The sequence below is a fragment of the Devosia sp. genome, from assembly GCF_034675085.1.
Lineage (GTDB): Bacteria > Pseudomonadota > Alphaproteobacteria > Rhizobiales > Devosiaceae > Devosia.
The window spans coordinates 1-16,308 of sequence record NZ_JAUCDN010000037.1; the positions used below are offsets into that span (position 1 = coordinate 1).

The following is a 16,308-nucleotide window of genomic DNA, read 5'->3' on the forward strand; positions in this document are numbered from 1 at the left end:
TCATCGATGCGGTTGAATCGAAATCTCCGGCTTTGCCCAGCGGCAGGGACGGCCTGATCGCGCTGGCCATGGCCGACGCGGCGCTGAAATCGGTCAAGGAGGGCAGGGCGGTGAAGCTGAGTGAAATCCTCGGCTGATAGCGGTCTGGCCTTGGCAAGAAGGGCGCCGTAGGGCGCCCTTTTTTACTTCAACAGCCACTCATGCTCGGGGGCATTGTAGAATTTCCACACTCGCCTCGGCCCGGCCATGACGTTGAGATAATAGAGGTCATACCCCGCCGTGGTGGCGACCGGATGATAGCCGCGCGGCACAAGGGTCACGTCGCCATCCTCGATTACCAGCGCTTCGTCCAGACTCCGGTCGTCGGTATAGACGCGCTGCATGGCAAAGCCCTGCGGCGGATTGAGGCGGTGGAAATAGGTCTCTTCCAGCTGGCTCTCCTGGGGCAGATTGTCCTGGTCGTGCTTGTGCGGCGGATAGGACGAGGTGTTGCCCTGCTGGGTGATGACTTCCACCACCAGCAGCGAATGGGCCGAGCCGTCATCCTCGGGCATGATATTGTAGACATGGCGCACATTGGCGCCCTTGCCGCGGGTGATGCGAGGATGGACGCCCGGCGGGATCACCTTGGCGCTGTAATTGCCGCCGCCCGGCGCAGAACAGACCGCCAGTTCCAGCGGTGTCGTGGCCTCGACGCTCCAGGCGCTGCCCTTGGGAACGTAGAGCGCCCATGGGGCGCCCTCGAAGGGGGTGGCGCGCTCGCCTAACTCGCCGAAATCCTCGCCGTCGACGCTGAAGCGGCCCTTGCCGCCGACAAGCACGAGGCATAGTTCCTCTGCGCCCGCATTTCCGCCGGCCTGATCGCCGGGCGCCAGCTTGTGAAGGGCAAAACCGACATGCGCCCAGCCGGCACTGGCCGGCGTGACATCATGAACCTTGCCCGTCGTTCCCTTCGGGCGGATTCGGAGGTTGGATTGGCTCATTGGTCGGCTGCTCCTTGGGAAAGGCGTAGAAGAAATTATAGAGGGCATAGGCCAGCGCCGCGCCCACCAGGATCATCCACAATTGCTCGCCGGTGAAGAACACTTCCCAGCCAAGCCATATGGACAGAAACACCACCACGGCAACGCGCCGCCAGAGCGGGCGGAACCAGTTGAGGTCGTTTTGCTTGAGCGCCATGCGTTTTCCCTGCCTTCAAAACTGCCGTCACAGGTCTAGCACGGCACGCGGCAAGACTTCACCCCTGCGGAAAGCCCTGCGTTTCCACCGTGTAGCCGACGGCGCTCATCACGCGCATGAGTTCCTTGTGGCCGACCTGCGCCATTCTCAGCGGCGGGTTCTTGACCGGATCCTGCTCGGCCTCGACCACGAACCAGCCCTCATAGCCATGATCGGCCAGCCGCTGCACGATGGCGCCGAAATCGAGCGAACCATCGCCCGGCACGGTGAAGGCACCCAGCGCCACCGCGTCGAGAAAGCTCTGGCGGTTCCGGTCGAGCCCATCGACGACTTCGCGGCGGATATCCTTGACGTGGACATGATTGATGCGGGCGTGGTGATTGTCGATGGCGCGCAGCACGTCCCCACCGGCAAAGGCGAGATGGCCGGCATCGAGCAGCAACGGAATGCCGGCGCCGGAATGGCGCATGAAGGCGTCCAGCTCCGGTTCGGTTTCCACCACGGCGGCCATGTGATGATGATAGGAGAGCGGCATGCCCTGATCGGCGCACCATTCGCCGAATTCGGTGACGCGGCGCGCATAGACCTTCATCTCATCGTCAGCAAGCCTGGGCTTGCGCGTCAGCGGAATCTCACGCTTGCCCTGGATGGAGCGGCCGACTTCGCCATAGACGATGCAGGGCGCGTCGACCGCCTTGAACAGCTCGATCATCGGCGCGATGCGGTCCTTGTTGGCCGCCAGTTCCTCATCGACCAGCGTGCCCGAAAACCAGCCGCCGCATAGCGTCACGTCGGCGGCCTTGAGGATGGGCAGCATGACCGCCGGGTCATCGGGAAAGCGGCGGCCCTTTTCCATGCCGGTGAAGCCGGCCGAACGCGACTGGCGCAGGCATTCCTCCAGCGAGACGTCGTCGCTCAGTTCCACCAGATCGTCGTTCCACCAGGCGATGGGCGACATGCCGAGTTTGGCCTTCATTCGTTTTCTCCCGCGCCTGAGGCGCCGCTATATCGCTGATCCCTTTCCCGCAAGGGGAGAGGGATAATCCGGTGATTGTCTAACCCGCCCGCTGCGCCCTGAGCGCCTTGACGTAAGCCTCCCGCGCCGCATTGACCTGCGGGCGCTCGCTGACCTCTGGCACCGCCACGTCCCACCAATGCCCGCCGGCCTCGGTGGTGATGAGGGGGTCCGTGTCGATGACGAAGACCGTCACTCCGCTCCGCCCCTCGGTCTCGCGCAGCCCGGCTTCGAGCTCGCTCAGGGAGGCGACCTTGCGGGCCGACGCGCCCATGGCGGCGGCGTGGGCGGCAAAATCGACATTGGGCAGAGTGACGTGTTTGGTGTCGCGGAACAGATTGTTGAAATTGGCGCCGCCGGTCGCCATTTGCAGCCGGTTGATGCAACCGAAGCCGGAATTGTCGAGCAGCACGATGGTGAGCCTGATCCCCAGCATGGCGGCGCTGACGATTTCCGAATTCATCATCAGATAGCTGCCATCGCCCACCATGACGACGACGTCGTCCTCGGGGCGCGCCAGGGCAACCCCAAGGCCACCGGCAATCTCGTAGCCCATGGTGGAAAAACCATAGTCCAGATGATAGCTGCCCGGCCCATCGGCACGCCAGAGCTTGTGCAATTCACCCGGCAGGCCGCCGGAGGCGCAAACCAGCGTCGCCCTGGCGCGGCCCCGCTGCACGGCGCCGATAACCTGCGCGTCGGACGGCAATTCGACATTGCTGGCGGCGCGGGCGGCATCGGCATCCTTGAGCCAATCTTCCTTGGCTTTCAAGGCCTTGTCGGTCCAGGCGGAATCAACCTGCCAACCCATCAGCGCCGCATCGAGCGCTTCAAGGCCTGCCCGTGCATCGGCCACCAGAGGGAGGGCATTGTGCTTGTGGGCGTCGAAGGGCTGCACATTGAGCCCGACCAGGCGCAGGTTTTCATTCTGGAACAGCGCCCAGGAGCCGGTGGTGAAATCCTGAAGGCGCGAGCCGACAGCCAGCACCAGATCGGCCTCTTCGGCCAGCATGTTGGACGCGGAGGTTCCGGTAACCCCGACGCTACCCATGTTGAGCGCATGGATATGGGGCAGGGCGCTCTTGCCGGCCTGGGTCTCCATCACCGGAATGCCATGGGCCTCGGCAAAGGCGGCCAGGCTCTCGCTGGCCTCGGAATAAAGCACGCCGCCGCCGGCGATGATGACAGGCTTTTTCGCGGTGCGCAGCGCTGCGGCGGCCACGGCAAATTCCTCGGCATCGGGCATGATGCGGCGCGGCGTCCAGACTTTCTCGGCGAAGAAGCTCTCGGGATAGTCATAGGCTTCCGCCTGCACGTCCTGGCAGAGGCTGAGCGTCACCGGGCCGCATTCGGCCGGATCGGTCAGAACCTGCATGGCTCGGCGCAGCGCCGGGATGATCTGCTCGGGGCGGGTGATGCGGTCATAATAGCGGCTGACCGGCCGGAAGCAGTCATTGGCCGAAACGGTGCCGTCGCCGAAATCCTCGACTTGCTGGAGCACCGGATCGGGCAGGCGGTTGGCAAAGACATCGCCCGGCAGCAGCAGCACCGGGATGCGGTTGACATGGGCCAGCGCGGCGGCGGTGACCATGTTGAGCGCGCCCGGCCCAATGGAGGTGGTGCAGGCCATGAAGCGCCGGCGGGCGCTGGCCTTGGCATAGGCGATGGCAGCATGGGCCATGCCCTGCTCGTTCTGGCCGCGATAGGTGGGCAACTCGTCCTTGACGCCGTGCAGCGCCTCGCCCAGCCCGGCCACGTTGCCATGGCCGAAAATAGCCCAGACCCCGCCAAAAATCGGCAGGGTCTCGCCATCGATCACCGTTTTCTGCGCGGTCAGGAAGCGCGCAACGGCCTGGGCCATGGTTAGTCGAACAGTCTTCTGGCTCATTGCCCTATCCTCAAATCCGGCGGCGCTCTCAGGCGCCAAGCCCTTCCCAAATCGTCACCAGCGCCCCAAAGCGCGACGCCATGTCGGCCACGGCCTCCTCGTCGCCAATGCGGCCATCGAGCCAGGCCCGCGCCGCGTCGGCAAAGATGGTGCGGCCCACCGCGAAGCCCTTGACCGTGCGGGCGGAGCGCGCGGCGGCAAAGCCGGCTTCCAGTTCGGCCTGAGGCGCTTCGAGCCCCAGAAGCACCACGCCCCGGCACAGGGGATCGCGCGCCTCGATCACCGCATCGGTCCGGGCCCAGGCGGCGGCGTTGGGCTGGGGCTCGAGCTTCCACCAGTCCGGCTTGATGCCGGCATCGTAAATCTCCGTCAGCGCCCGCGCCACCGTGTCATCGTGAAGCGGGCCGTTCTTGCCGGCGATGATTTCGACAAGCAGTTCGCGGCCGATCTTGCGGGCGGCGTCGAAAGCGGCGCGCAGCTTGCCGATCTGCTGCTCGCGCAAATCGGCGGGATCGTCGGGGTGGAAGAAGCTCAGCACCTTGATGCAGTGATCGACTGGCCAATCGACGAGGCGCGAACCCAGATCCTGGGAGAATTCGAATTGCAACGGGCGTGAGCCGGGCAGCTCGATCGGCTTGCCGATCCAGAAATTGCGGATGGCCCCGGCGGCATAGAGGGCGTCGCGCCCATATTTGTCGTCGAGCAGCATGCCAAAACCATCGCGGCCATTGGCGACGCGGGCCGCCGCCTGCACGGCCAGCGCCTTGAAGGCCGGGATGCGGGCGAGCTTTTGTGCATCGCCCCCGGCCATGTCCTCGAACTGGCTGCGGTGATCCACCGCCAGCGCCATCAGATTGGGAATATCGCGCCGGCGCGTCGTGGCCCAATGCACGTGGTTGATGTCGGCATCCTTGCGCAGCGCTCGCTCGGGGCTGCCATGAGTGAGGAAATATTGCAGCTCCACCCAGGTGGGGATTTCGGGCGCGCAGAGCAGGCGCGACACGGCAAAGGCCCCGCAGGCATTGGCCCATGTGGCGCTGGTGGCGTGGGGCTCGCCGCGCAGCCAGCCGCGCAGGAAGCCGCTCATGAAGGCGTCGCCCGCCCCCAGCACGTTATAGACCTCGATGGGAAAGCCCTGGCCGACAATGCCGTCTTCGAGGTTATCGGAAATCGCACCGTCATAGACGATGCAGCCCATGGGCCCGCGCTTGAGAACGATGGTGCCGGAGGATAGCGACCGGATCGTCCTCAGCGCGGAGAGCAGGTCGGATTCACCCGAGGCGATGAGAACCTCTTCCTCGGTGCCGACAATGAGATCGCAATCGGCCAGAACGGTCTTCATATGGGCCGAGACGCGGTCGGAAGCGATGTAGCGGCTGTCGCCGGCGTCATGGCCGGCAAGGCCCCAGAGATTGGGGCGATAATCGATATCGAGCACGATCCTGGCGCCATTGGCCTTGGCGATGCGCATGGCCTTGCGCTGGGCGGCGTCGGTGTGGGGCTTGGAAAAATGCGTGCCCGTCACCAGCACGGCGCGGGCGGTGCGAATGAAATCTTCGTCGATATCGTCTTCGCTCAGCGCGTTGTCGGCGCAATTGTCGCGATAGAAGATCAGCGGGAAGGAATTGTCGTTTTCCACCGCCAGCAGCACCAATGCGGTCAGGCGCTCGGGGTCGGTGACGATGCCGGCTGTCTCGACGCCTTCGCGCTCGAGCTGCTCGCGAATGAAGCGCCCCATCTGCTCGTTGCCGACGCGGGTGACCAGGGCCGATTTGAGCCCCAGGCGCGACGTGCCCACCGCGATATTGGTGGGGCAGCCGCCCACCGATTTGGCGAAGCTGCCGACATCCTCAAGACGTGTGCCGATCTGTTGGCCGTAAAGGTCAACGGAGGCGCGGCCGATGGTGATCACGTCAAGCCGCTTCGATCCCTGATCCATCACGCGCATGCTCCCAAGTCAGAATTAGTCATGAATGCCTCGGCCGCCCCTGAGGCAACCCGGGAACATGAAACATGGGTTCTGAAATTCCGTCAATATGGAACATGTGTTCCAGAAACGAAATCAACCGGCTTGCGACACTTCGTCCTGCGCGCGGCGGCGCTTTTCGGCGATGGAGACGGTGAGCGCCATGGCAAAGGCCATGCTGGCCGAAAGCGAGCGGAAGCCGGCGTGATCGGCCTCGACCACCTCGAACCATTCGCGCGAGCACTCCGCCAGCGGGGAAAAGGCAGAATCGGTGAGCGACACCACCGGCACGCCCCGCCCTGCCAGGGTGCGCGCCTGCGCCGCGCTTTCCGAGGCGTAGGGGGCAAAACTTATGGCGAAGGCGGCATCGCGCGGCCCCGCCATGGCCAGCAGGTCATCGTCTATGCCGGCGGCGGTGCCCACCAACTGGCAGCGCACTTTCAGCTTGCCGAAGGCATAGGCCATGTAGCTGCTGATGGGGTAGGACCGGCGCTTGGCGAGCAGATAGATAGTGTCGGCCTGCGCCAGAAGGGAAACGGCGCGCTCGAAGCCTTCGGGGTCCACCGCTGCACCTATGGCATCGATGGAGCGGTGGGCGGCGGCGATGAAGCCATTGAAAATCATGGTGCTTTCAGCCAGCGCCGTGCTGTTCTGCTCAAGTGCGCGCAAACGCTCCTCATAGGTGGAGGTGCGCTCGCGCAACCGCGCGCGGAACAGCAATTGCAGCCCCGAAAACCCGTCAAAGCCAAAATGCTGGGCAAAGCGCACCAGCGTGGAGGGCTGCACATCGGCCGAGAGAGCGATGCTCGCGGCGGTGCCGAAGGCGATATCGTCGGGGTGGTCGAGCGCATAGGCGGCCACCTGTGTCAGTCGCTTGGGCAATTCGCTCCGGCGTTCCAGAATGGTGGCGCGAAGGGCGTCGAAATCCTGCGGCGGCTGAGGCCTCTCACTGGTCTCGGACATGGCGGCATTCCTCCTGCGTCCATTCTTTTGCACCCTTGTGTATCGCGCAAGTGCTACTGGAAAGTTCATTCTGTAAATGGAATAACCGGCAGGGCTGGCAGGGGAGGATGCGATGGCAGCGACAATCGGAGTGGGACTGATCGGCACGGGCTATATGGGCAAATGCCATGCCCTGGCCTGGGGCGGCGTCAGGGCGGTGTTTGGCGAGGGGCCCCGGCCGGTATTGGCGCATCTGGCCGAGGTCAATGCCGATCTTGCTGCCCGCAAGGCTGATGAATTCGGCTTTGCCCGCGCCACGGGCGATTGGCGGGAGGTGATCGCGGACCCGGCCGTGGATGTGGTTTCGATAACCACGCCCAACGCCTTCCATGCCGAAATGGCCATCGCTGCGCTGGAAGCGGGCAAGCATGTGTGGTGCGAAAAGCCCATGGCGGTGGCGCTGGCCGATGCCGAGCGCATGGCGGTGGCGGCGAAGGCGTCCGGCCGCGTGGCCATTCTGGGCTATAACTACATCCAGAACCCGCTGATCCGTCAGATCGGAACCCTGCTGGCGGAAGACGCCATCGGGCAGGTCAATCATGTGCGTCTCGAAATGGACGAGGATTTCATGGCCGATCCCGAGGCGCTGTTCTACTGGAAGAGCGAGGCCAGTTCCGGCTATGGCGCCTTGGACGATTTCGGTGTGCATCCCCTCAGCCTGGTGCAGGTGCTGTTCGGCCCGGTGACCCGGGTGATGGCACAGCTTTCCAAACCCTATGCCGACCGGCCGACACGCGAGGGCACGCGGCGGGAAGTCGAGACCTTCGACGTGGCCAGTATATTGTTCGAAATGGGCGCGGGCATAAATGGCGTCATGGCGCTCAGCCGCTCGGCGTGGGGCCGCAAGGGACGCATCGCCCTGCAAATCTTCGGCAGCAGGGGAAGCATCGTCTTCGACCAGGAGCGCTTCAACGAGCTTCAGCTTTATCTCGCCGGTGAGGCGGCGTCGACGCAGGGTTTCCGCACCATATTGGCCGGCCCGCAGCATGCCCCTTATGACCGCTTCATTCCCGCGCCCGGCCACGGGCTGGGCTTCAACGAACTCAAGACCATCGAATGCCACGAATTGCTGCGCGCCATTGGCGGGGCGCAGGATGCGCGGGTGATCGATTTTGCCACCGGGCTCGGCATCGAGCGGACGGTGCACGCCATGGCCCGCAGCCATCACGAAGAGCGCTGGGTGGCGGTGTGAGGATGCCGCGGCGGGGCCGCGACATCCCGGTTCTTCAGGCCGCCAGCGGGCGGGTCTTTCCCCGGTCGGTTTCGGACCAGAGGATATAGCTGGAAGCGAGCAGGATCAGCAGCGCGCCGGGCCAGAACCAGATGGCCGGCACCTGCGCCAGCACCACCCAGCCCAGCAGCGTGTTGAGCGGGAGCTTGAGATCATCGAAGGGTTGCAGATAGGTGGCGTCGGCCGCCTTGTAGGCAAGGCTGATGAAATATTGCGCCGCGGCGGTGATCGCCCCCAGCAGCAGGATCAGCCAAAGCGCGTCCCCGCCCGGCAGCACGAAATCGAAGCCGGTCGCCAGGCTCGCCGGCAGCACGCCGGCCGGCAGCACAGCCACGGCAATGCCCAGCACCAGCCCGATCAGGAAGTGGTTGGGCGTGATCAGCACCAGCATGTAGAGCGTGAGCGACTCGGGGGCCTCGTCGCGGCTGAGATATTTGGTGATGACCGAAACCGTGCCCCAGCAGGCGGCCGCCAGCACCGGCAGCAGCGAGGCCAGGGTGAATTGCTCGGTGCCCAATTGGGCCACCATCAGCGCGCCGGCAAAGCCGACAATGGTCGCCCCGACGCGCTGCGCGCCGGGTCTTTCGCCCAGAAACAGCGTGGCGCCGGCCAGGATGAAGAAGGGGCCCGTCATCGAGAGCGCGACCATCTGCCAGACTGGTACGCCACTGGCAAAGCCGAAGGCGAAAAACTGCACGCCCAGCGCCGAAAGAAAGGCGCGCGCCTCATGCCAGAGGGGATGACGCGTCCGCAACGCGCCCAGCCCGATGCGGAAAATCAGCGGCAAGGCAAAGAGCGTCGCGATGACATATTGCCAGAACACCACGGCGGTGGAGGGCACACCCATGCCATAGGTGATGGTGGGGGTGAGAAGATTGGTGACGGCGAAGGTGATCCCCGCGCCGAGCATGAACAGCGCCCCGAGCACCGGAGCATTTTGTGTAGAGGAAATCTGGCTCATCATCGTCCTTTCCGTAACCAGTTTCCTCAGGGTTACGGGAAGATGGACGCCCAGCCGCCCGCATGACATGCGTGCGCCGGCCAGCCAGCCTTTATCCCGTTCTCTTTCATCCGGACTATACCGTCGGCTCCGGAGTTACACCGGATCTGCTGACCCCGACTTTCGCCGGGCGCTCGCGGGCTTGGCATCGCTGCCTTTACCGCCGGTGGGGAATCGCACCCCGCCCTGAGAACAATGCGGACCTTTTGATCCACGGCGCAAAGATAGGGCAGGGGAAACGGTGGGGCAAGGGGACACAAAGTTGTAACCATGGGCGCGCCGAAGCGCCGCCCCTGGTGCGGTTATATCGAGCGATGGTGGCGAGACGTCTGTCCCGATATTGATTTTTTAGTATTGAGACAGAAATCTCGCCACCATGCCGGGATTTTTCACGGGTCGGGCATGGCGGGTCCTCTCGACCCTGGCAGCACACATTTCCCCCGCGCACCGGGAGCGACCTCCCAGCCCTGGCTATCCCCGTGCTCATCACTCGTCATGATCGCGCTCTGGCACGGGCGATGGGGGAAGAATGCCATGGGAAATAGGGAGTGGGGATAAGTTTGCTGGGATGGTGGGAACGGCACTCTGTCAGGACCGGTGGTTGGAGTGACCTGCCAATGAAAAAAAAGCCCCGGATTGCTCCGGGGCATTGGGCTCGGGGAGGAACGAGCTTTGGGTCAGCCGTTTTCCAGCCACTTCACCTGGTCGGGGGTAAGCTGGATATCGAAGGCCTTGAGGCTGTCGTCGAGTTCGGCCAGGGTCCTCGGGCCGATCAGGGGAACCGAAGGGAAGGGCTGGGCCAGCACATAGGCCAGCGCCACATGGATGGGCGACTTGCCGAGCTTTTCGGCCAGTTCCACCGCGCGGTCGCGGCGGCCGAAATTCTGCTCGTTGTACCAGACGCGCACCAGTTCCTCATTGTCGGTCTTGTCGCGCCCGGCCCGGTCGGTGAAGAAGCCGCGCGCCTGGCTGGACCAGGAGAAATTGGTGACCTGGCGGTCGGTGAGCCATTGCTTGAAGCCAGGCGTCGAAGCGGTGACGCAGCCATCCCAGATGGGGTCGAGCATTTCCGCCAGGGCGAAATTGTTCGACAGGGCCATCGGCCTGGTCTTGCCGGTGCGCTCGGCATAGGCGATGGCCTCGTCGAACCGCTCCTGCGTCCAGTTCGAGCCGCCAAAGGGCCCGCGAATGCGGCCGGCCTTGACCTCGGCATCCATGGCGTCGACGAACTCGCCCACCGGCACCTCGAGATTGTCGCGGTGCATGAAATAGACGTCGACATAATCGGTCTGGAGCCGGTCCAGCGATTGGGTGAGCTGCTTGCCGATGACATCGGGATAGCAGAGCGGGGAATGGGCGCCCTTGCCGATCAGCACGGAACCCTCGCGGGTGCCGCGATTGCGATGCCACTCGCCAAACAGGGTCTCGGTGTAGCCGGCGCCATAGACGAAGGCGGTGTCGAAGACATTGCCGCCCTTTTCCCAGAAGGCGTCGAGCAGGATGGCGCCCGAGGCGAAGCTGCGGAAATCCTCAAAGCCCAGCGCCACCGCCGAAGCCTGCTTGCCCAGACCCGGAATGGAGCGCTTGGGAATGGTCCCGGAATTGGCGGCCAACCGGCGATTGGCCAGCGTATTGACCCGCTTTTCGGCGGTTTCGACCGAAAAGACGATGCCGGCATCCTTGCGCCATTTGTCGAGCACGCGGGCATTGCCCAGGCTGTCGGCCCAGCTCATGCCGGGCGCGGCCAGTTCCTGCCGCCCGGCCAGGATGGCTTCGGAGGCGGCATCGACCTCGAAGGAATAGACATGACGGGTTTCCGCGACGCTGATTGTCTCGGTCTTGCCATCGCGGAGGACGTCGATGCGCCCCAGGCCCTGGGTGCGGTCACCGCCGGCGAACCAGAAATCGGGCACCTCGATGCGTCCTTCCGAGCCATGAATGCGCAGCACATTATCCAGATTGGCCATGACGGCGCAGGAGACCTGCGCCACGATGCCGTTCTCGAAGGTGAGAACGGCCGCCGCCCAGTCATCGGTGCCTTCGGCGTTGAGATGGGCGGTGCCGGAAACCTTGACGGGATCGGCAAAGGGCCGGCCCAGCGCCTGCCCGGCGATATAGCGGGCCATGGAGACCGGATAACCGCCGACATCGAGAATGCCGCCGCCGGCCAGATCGGAGGCGAAAAGCCGATGCTGCGGCTGAAAGCGGCCCATGGAAAAGCCGAAGCTCGACTGGATCATCCGCACTTCGCCAATGGCGCCGGAGCGGATCAGCTCGCCGATTTTCGCCGTTTGCGGATGCAGACGATACATGAAGGCTTCGCCGGCAAAGGTGCCGGCCCTGCGGTGGGCGTGGAGCACGGCGTCGATCTCGAAGGCCGAGAGCGCCAGCGGCTTTTCCACCAGCACCGGCTTGCCGGCTTCGGCGGCCTTGATCGCCCATTCGGCATGACCCGTATGGGGCACGGCGATATAGACGGCGTCGATTTCCGGGTCGGCCAGCAACGCCTCATAGCCCTTCACGATCCGCACGCCGGGAAAGTCGGCGGCAAGGCCGGGCCGGTCCGGGTTGCGCGTGGCGATAGCGGCCAGAACGCCCAGCCGCGAGCCTTCCACCCCGCCGCGAAAAGCCTTGGCGATGCTGCCCGGGCCGATGATGCCCCAGCGGATTTTTTCAGTCATGGTCGTCGTCCTTGTCTGGCTGCCGCAAATATCGGCGCGGCCGCTGATATGAATCTATCGGAGCCGCTGGCCGGCGCCGTCGAAGAGATAGGCATGGGCGGGATCGATGGAGACCGAGAGCGTGTCGCCGGCGCCGGTCCTGGCTCCTTCGTCCCGCTCGATCACCAATTGCTCGCCGCGGGCCGTATTGGCGTAAAGATAGCTGATCGAGCCCAGATGCTCGGCCACGTCGATCTCCAGCGCGATATCGACGCTGCCGGCGCCCGGCGGGCCGAAATGCTCCGGCCGCACTCCCAGGACCAGTTTTTCGCCCGGCGCGGGCAGCGGGCCTGAGAGCGGCACGGAAAGGCTGGCCCCGCCCTGGTTGGCGAGCGAAAGCGTAACGCTGCCATTACCGGATGCAGTGACGGCCGCGGCCATGAAATTCATCTTGGGCGAGCCGATGAAACCGGCGACGAACTGGTTGGCGGGGTCTTCGTAGAGCTCCAGCGGCTTGCCGGTCTGCTCGATGACGCCATCGCGCAGCACCACGATCTTGTCGGCCAGCGTCATGGCCTCCACCTGGTCGTGGGTGACGTAGATGATGGTGGTCTGCAATTCCTTGTGCAGCCGGGCGATCTCGATGCGCATATGCACGCGCAATTCGGCATCGAGATTGCTCAGCGGTTCGTCGAACAGGAAGACCTCCGGGTTGCGTACGATGGCGCGGCCAATGGCGACGCGCTGGCGCTGGCCGCCCGAAAGCTCCTTGGGGTAGCGGTCGAGCAGAGGCTCGAGCGCCAGGATGCGTGCCGCCTGCTGCACCTGCCGGGCGATCTCGTCCCGGGGTACGCGGGCGAAGCGCAGCGCGAAGCCCATGTTCTCGCGTACGGTCATATGCGGATAGAGCGCATAGGTCTGGAACACCATTGCAATGCCGCGCCGGGAGGGTTCGACATCGTTCATGCGCGTGCCGCCGATTTCCAGATCGCCCGAGGTGATGTGCTCGAGCCCGGCGATCATGCGCAGCAGGGTGGACTTGCCGCAGCCCGACGGGCCGACGAACACCACGAATTCCTTGGACTGGATGTCGAGGTCCACGCCCTTGATGACCTCGAGATGGCCATAGGACTTGCGAATGCCTTTGAGGCTGAGGCTGCTCATATCATGTCCCTCATTTGACCGCGCCCAGCATGCCCTGCACGAACTGGCGTTGCAGGACGAAGAAGATGACCAGGGTCGGAAGCGTTGCGAGCACGGTGGTCAGCAGGATGACGCCGTAATCGGGTGTATAGGCGGCCGTCAGCGTCGAGATCACCAGCGTGATGGTCTTGTTATCGGCCGTTTGCAGCACGATCAGCGGCCAGAGATAATTGTTCCAGGCGCCCATGAAGACGATGATCGTCGCCGCCGCATAGGTGGAACGCATGGTGGGCAGGTAGACGAAAAGGAAAATCTGCCACTCCTTGAGCCCATCCACCCGCGCCGCGTCGCGCAATTCGCCCGGAAAGGCCTTCGTCGCCTGGCGGAAATAGAAGACGATGAAAATCGAGGCGATGGTGGGCAGGATGACGGCGGTGAAGGTGTTGGTGAGCTGCGCCCGCGAGATCATGACGAAAAGCGGCACCATCAGCGCGGCGAACGGGATCGAGAGCAGCAGCAGAAGCAGCTGGAAGATCCTTTCGCGCACCCGCGAGCGAAAGATCTCGAAGCCGTAGCCGGCCAGCGAGGAGACCGCCAGCGTCAGGATGGTGGAGACGATGGCGATGAAAAACGAGTTTCCGAAGATGCGCAGAAGATCGACCTGGGCCAACAGGCTCTGGAAATTGGTGAACAGGTAATCACCCGGGCTCATCCGGCCCGTGACGATCTCGGTCGACTTGTTGGTGGCGCCGACCGCCATCCAGTAGAAGGGAAAGACCGACAGGAAGGCGGCGATCGAGAGGAACAGATAGACCCCCGCACGCCGCAGCATCAGCAAGCTCATGAACGCCTCCTGCGGTCGCGGGCTATGATGAACTGGATGATGCTCAGCACTGCCACGATGGCGACGATGACCCAGGAAACGGTGGCCGAATAGCCGAAGCTGGGCATCATGCGGAAGGTGAGGTTGTAGATATAGAGCGACAGGGTCAGCGTGGCATTGCCGGGGCCACCCTGGGTGATGTTGTTGACCTCGTCGAAAAGCTGCAGCGTGCCGATGGTCGAAAGGATGGTGGTGAACAGGATCACCGGCTTGAGCATCGGCACGGTGATATTCCAGAACCGCGCCCAGGCGGGAACGCCGTCGATGCGCGCGGCCTCGTAGATCGACTTGTCGATATTTTGCAGCGCGGCCAGATAGAAGATCATGTTGTAGCCGGTCCAGCGCCAGGTGATGGCGAGGATGATGACGATCTTGGCCCAGAACGGGTCGGTCAGCCAGGGAATCGGTGCGCTGATGACATGCAGCGACAGCAGTGCCTGATTGACGATGCCGTCGCTGGAGAACATCGATTTGAACAGGCTGGAATAGGCGATCAGCGAGGTGACGCAGGGCAGGAACAGCATGGTGCGGAACAGGCCGCGGAAGCGCAGGGTCGCGTCGTTGAGCGCCACTGCGAACAGCAGCGCCAGCACGATCATGATCGGCACCTGGATGATGAAGAAGAAGAAGGTGTTGCCCAGCGCCTGCACCAGCAGCGCGTCATTGGCCAGCCGCTGGATATTGGCCAGGCCCCCGAAGGAAAAATTATTGCCGCGCCCCACCTGGAAGCTCATCCAGAGCGACCAGAGAATGGGGTAGATCATGAAGATGCCGAGCAAGACCAGGGCGGGCATGACGAAAGCCCAGCCATTGATCTGCTCGTTACGGTCCAATCGGGTCTGCGCCATGCCCCCTCCGTTCAAATGCGTCGGTTCCACCGGATCGGGGCGGGCCGAAACCCGCCCCGAGGCTGGAGGTTACTGCATCTGCTGGCGCAGCTGGGCGTCGATCGCCTTCAAGGCGTCGTCGATATTGCCGCCATTGGCGATATTGGGCAGCTGGGCCCGCACGGCCAGGCGCGCTTCGGGGGTGAAGGTGCCGTAGTCGACCGCCGGCACTTGGGCCAGCCAGTCCGAGAAGTTCTGCCAGACCGGCTCGTCGTTGAAGAAGGCGTCGCTGGCCTTGTAGGCCTCGCCGTCACGCGCGGCCAGGAGCGAGCCGACGGCGCCCTGGTTGACCAGGATGCCCTGGTAGAAATCGACATCCCCGGCCCAGACGGTCTTGAGGAAGTCGACAGCCTCGTCCTGGTGCTGGGAAGAGGCCAGCACATACCAGCTCGAGCCGCCATTGTTGGAATAATGGGTCGCCCCATCGACACCATCGAGCTTGGGCAGCGGCGCCACGCGCCACTTGCCGGCCTGCTCGGGCATCGACTTGATGGTACCGGTGATCCAGACGCCCTGCGGCACCATGGCGATTTCGCCCGAGGTGAAGGCGCCGGTATAGCCGGTCCAGTCCGACACCGGCTTGATGAGGCCGGCCTGGGCCATCTGCTGGAAGGTTTCCAGTGATGTCTTGAGGGCCGGGTTGTCGATGATGTTGGGCTCGTTCCCGTCCTTGAGATACCACTGGCCGGTGGACTGCATCATCATGATGATCTGGCCGTCATCATTGTAGTCCATGTCGATGAGCTGATGGCCGGTCTTGGCCAGGATGTCCTTGCCGATCTCGATCAGCCGGCTCCAGGTGATGTCCTGCACGTCCTCGGGCTTGTAGCCGGCTTCTTCCAGATAGTCCGAGCGGTAGAACAGCCCGGTCACGCCGGAATCGAAGGGCAGGGAATAGGATTTGCCGTCATAGGTCGCGGCCGCCACCTTGTAGGAGGCGAATTTGGACATGTCGATGGAATCGGAGAGCGGCACGAAGGCGCCGGGGAACGATTGCAGGAAGCGCTGGATATTGTCGTCCTGGATCAGGACGATATCGGGCAGGCCGTCGGAAACGCCGGCGAGAAGCTGGGTCTGGAGCTTCTGGTTGATTTCGTCCTGGGTGACGTTGTTGATGTTGAAGGTGGTCTCCGGGTGCGCCGCGGTATAGCGCGCGCCGGCATCGGCCATGGCGGGGATGTTGAAATTGGGGTCCCAGCACCAGACCGTCAATTCGGCGGCGGAGGCAGCGGCAACGCTGGCCATGCTGATGCCGGCAAGGGCGAAGGCGAGCGTGCGGGTCCACCGCGTGACATTGCGAGACATAGTAATCCTCCCTTTTCATTTGCTCTTGGTTTGAGCCCTTTCTAAGCTACCCGTCTGGCATTCGGCGTCCCTCTCAACGGGCATGTGGAGTTGGCGGAAAGTAAGATGAGCGGAAAGGCCTATTACGAACCTGGAACCAATGGGGTGGA

Annotated in this window: 14 protein-coding genes and 1 riboswitch; of the genes, 2 read left to right on the plus strand and 12 right to left on the minus strand. The window is 63.8% G+C overall.

The window, feature by feature from the left end; all coding sequences use genetic code 11:
- Positions 1–137: Gfo/Idh/MocA family oxidoreductase (locus VDP82_RS04225; RefSeq protein WP_323013606.1), on the plus strand; the 137-nt coding region annotated here is incomplete at its 5' end.
- 45 nt (positions 138–182) lie between these two features.
- Here the strand turns inward: VDP82_RS04225 and iolB are convergent.
- The 6 genes from iolB to VDP82_RS04255 form a co-directional block, all read right to left on the minus strand.
- Positions 183–983 carry a 5-deoxy-glucuronate isomerase gene (gene iolB / locus VDP82_RS04230; RefSeq protein WP_323013593.1) on the minus strand — a complete coding sequence of 267 codons (801 nt, stop codon included), beginning with the start codon at positions 981–983 and terminating at the stop codon, positions 183–185.
- The gene (locus tag VDP82_RS04235; RefSeq protein WP_323013594.1) at positions 928–1,179 is read right to left on the minus strand and encodes a hypothetical protein; all 252 of its coding nucleotides are present in this window, start codon (positions 1,177–1,179) and stop codon (positions 928–930) included. Before VDP82_RS04235 ends, iolB begins: the two co-directional genes overlap by 56 nt.
- 58 nt (positions 1,180–1,237) lie before the next feature.
- Positions 1,238–2,155 carry a myo-inosose-2 dehydratase gene (gene iolE / locus VDP82_RS04240; RefSeq protein WP_323013595.1) on the minus strand — a complete coding sequence of 306 codons (918 nt, stop codon included), beginning with the start codon at positions 2,153–2,155 and terminating at the stop codon, positions 1,238–1,240.
- 79 nt (positions 2,156–2,234) lie between these two features.
- Positions 2,235–4,082 (minus strand): 3D-(3,5/4)-trihydroxycyclohexane-1,2-dione acylhydrolase (decyclizing), encoded by a 1,848-nt coding sequence (iolD, locus tag VDP82_RS04245; protein WP_323013596.1) that lies wholly within the window; start codon positions 4,080–4,082, stop codon positions 2,235–2,237.
- A gap of 28 nt (positions 4,083–4,110) precedes the next feature.
- Positions 4,111–6,021, minus strand: coding sequence for a bifunctional 5-dehydro-2-deoxygluconokinase/5-dehydro-2-deoxyphosphogluconate aldolase (locus VDP82_RS04250; RefSeq protein WP_323013597.1), 1,911 nt, complete (start codon positions 6,019–6,021; stop codon positions 4,111–4,113).
- A 123-nt stretch (positions 6,022–6,144) separates the two neighbouring features.
- A complete protein-coding gene (locus tag VDP82_RS04255) occupies positions 6,145–7,011 on the minus strand; it encodes a MurR/RpiR family transcriptional regulator (protein ID WP_323013598.1) in 867 nt (288 codons plus the stop codon).
- Between the two features lie 112 nt (positions 7,012–7,123).
- Here VDP82_RS04255 and VDP82_RS04260 point away from each other — a divergent pair, with 112 nt between their 5' ends.
- Positions 7,124–8,242 (plus strand): Gfo/Idh/MocA family oxidoreductase, encoded by a 1,119-nt coding sequence (locus VDP82_RS04260; RefSeq protein ID WP_323013599.1) that lies wholly within the window; start codon positions 7,124–7,126, stop codon positions 8,240–8,242.
- Positions 8,243–8,276: 34 nt separating this feature from the next.
- Here VDP82_RS04260 and VDP82_RS04265 read toward each other — a convergent pair whose 3' ends face one another.
- The 6 genes from VDP82_RS04265 to VDP82_RS04290 all read right to left on the minus strand — a co-directional run bounded on the left by VDP82_RS04265 (position 8,277) and on the right by VDP82_RS04290 (position 16,159).
- Entirely contained in the window at positions 8,277–9,242 is a 966-nt protein-coding gene (locus VDP82_RS04265; protein WP_323013600.1) for a DMT family transporter, read from the minus strand.
- A 94-nt stretch (positions 9,243–9,336) separates the two neighbouring features.
- Positions 9,337–9,479, minus strand: a riboswitch (FMN riboswitch).
- A 479-nt stretch (positions 9,480–9,958) separates the two neighbouring features.
- Positions 9,959–11,962: an aldo/keto reductase gene (locus VDP82_RS04270; protein ID WP_323013601.1), complete on the minus strand. Its 2,004-nt coding sequence runs from the start codon at positions 11,960–11,962 to the stop codon at positions 9,959–9,961.
- A gap of 54 nt (positions 11,963–12,016) precedes the next feature.
- The gene (locus VDP82_RS04275; RefSeq protein ID WP_323013602.1) at positions 12,017–13,105 is read right to left on the minus strand and encodes a sn-glycerol-3-phosphate ABC transporter ATP-binding protein UgpC; all 1,089 of its coding nucleotides are present in this window, start codon (positions 13,103–13,105) and stop codon (positions 12,017–12,019) included.
- A gap of 10 nt (positions 13,106–13,115) precedes the next feature.
- Positions 13,116–13,928, minus strand: coding sequence for a carbohydrate ABC transporter permease (locus VDP82_RS04280; RefSeq protein ID WP_323013603.1), 813 nt, complete (start codon positions 13,926–13,928; stop codon positions 13,116–13,118).
- Positions 13,925–14,815 carry a sugar ABC transporter permease gene (locus tag VDP82_RS04285; protein WP_323013604.1) on the minus strand — a complete coding sequence of 297 codons (891 nt, stop codon included), beginning with the start codon at positions 14,813–14,815 and terminating at the stop codon, positions 13,925–13,927. The genes VDP82_RS04280 and VDP82_RS04285 overlap by 4 nt, the downstream gene beginning before the upstream one ends.
- Positions 14,816–14,884: 69 nt before the next feature.
- A complete protein-coding gene (locus VDP82_RS04290) occupies positions 14,885–16,159 on the minus strand; it encodes a sugar ABC transporter substrate-binding protein (RefSeq protein WP_323013605.1) in 1,275 nt (424 codons plus the stop codon).
- Positions 16,160–16,308 lie beyond the last annotated feature (149 nt).

Excerpts from the sequence above, each read along its gene's own strand:
- iolB (WP_323013593.1), bottom strand. The coding sequence starts at position 983 with ATGAGCCAATCCAACCTCCGAATCCGCCCGAAGGGAACGACGGGCAAG.
- VDP82_RS04235 (WP_323013594.1), bottom strand. The coding sequence starts at position 1,179 with ATGGCGCTCAAGCAAAACGACCTCAACTGGTTCCGCCCGCTCTGGCGG.
- iolE (WP_323013595.1), bottom strand. The coding sequence starts at position 2,155 with ATGAAGGCCAAACTCGGCATGTCGCCCATCGCCTGGTGGAACGACGAT.
- iolD (WP_323013596.1), bottom strand. The coding sequence starts at position 4,082 with ATGAGCCAGAAGACTGTTCGACTAACCATGGCCCAGGCCGTTGCGCGC.
- VDP82_RS04250 (WP_323013597.1), bottom strand. The coding sequence starts at position 6,021 with ATGGATCAGGGATCGAAGCGGCTTGACGTGATCACCATCGGCCGCGCC.
- VDP82_RS04255 (WP_323013598.1), bottom strand. The coding sequence starts at position 7,011 with ATGTCCGAGACCAGTGAGAGGCCTCAGCCGCCGCAGGATTTCGACGCC.
- VDP82_RS04260 (WP_323013599.1), top strand. The coding sequence starts at position 7,124 with ATGGCAGCGACAATCGGAGTGGGACTGATCGGCACGGGCTATATGGGC.
- VDP82_RS04265 (WP_323013600.1), bottom strand. The coding sequence starts at position 9,242 with ATGAGCCAGATTTCCTCTACACAAAATGCTCCGGTGCTCGGGGCGCTG.
- VDP82_RS04270 (WP_323013601.1), bottom strand. The coding sequence starts at position 11,962 with ATGACTGAAAAAATCCGCTGGGGCATCATCGGCCCGGGCAGCATCGCC.
- VDP82_RS04275 (WP_323013602.1), bottom strand. The coding sequence starts at position 13,105 with ATGAGCAGCCTCAGCCTCAAAGGCATTCGCAAGTCCTATGGCCATCTC.
- VDP82_RS04280 (WP_323013603.1), bottom strand. The coding sequence starts at position 13,928 with ATGAGCTTGCTGATGCTGCGGCGTGCGGGGGTCTATCTGTTCCTCTCG.
- VDP82_RS04285 (WP_323013604.1), bottom strand. The coding sequence starts at position 14,815 with ATGGCGCAGACCCGATTGGACCGTAACGAGCAGATCAATGGCTGGGCT.
- VDP82_RS04290 (WP_323013605.1), bottom strand. The coding sequence starts at position 16,159 with ATGTCTCGCAATGTCACGCGGTGGACCCGCACGCTCGCCTTCGCCCTT.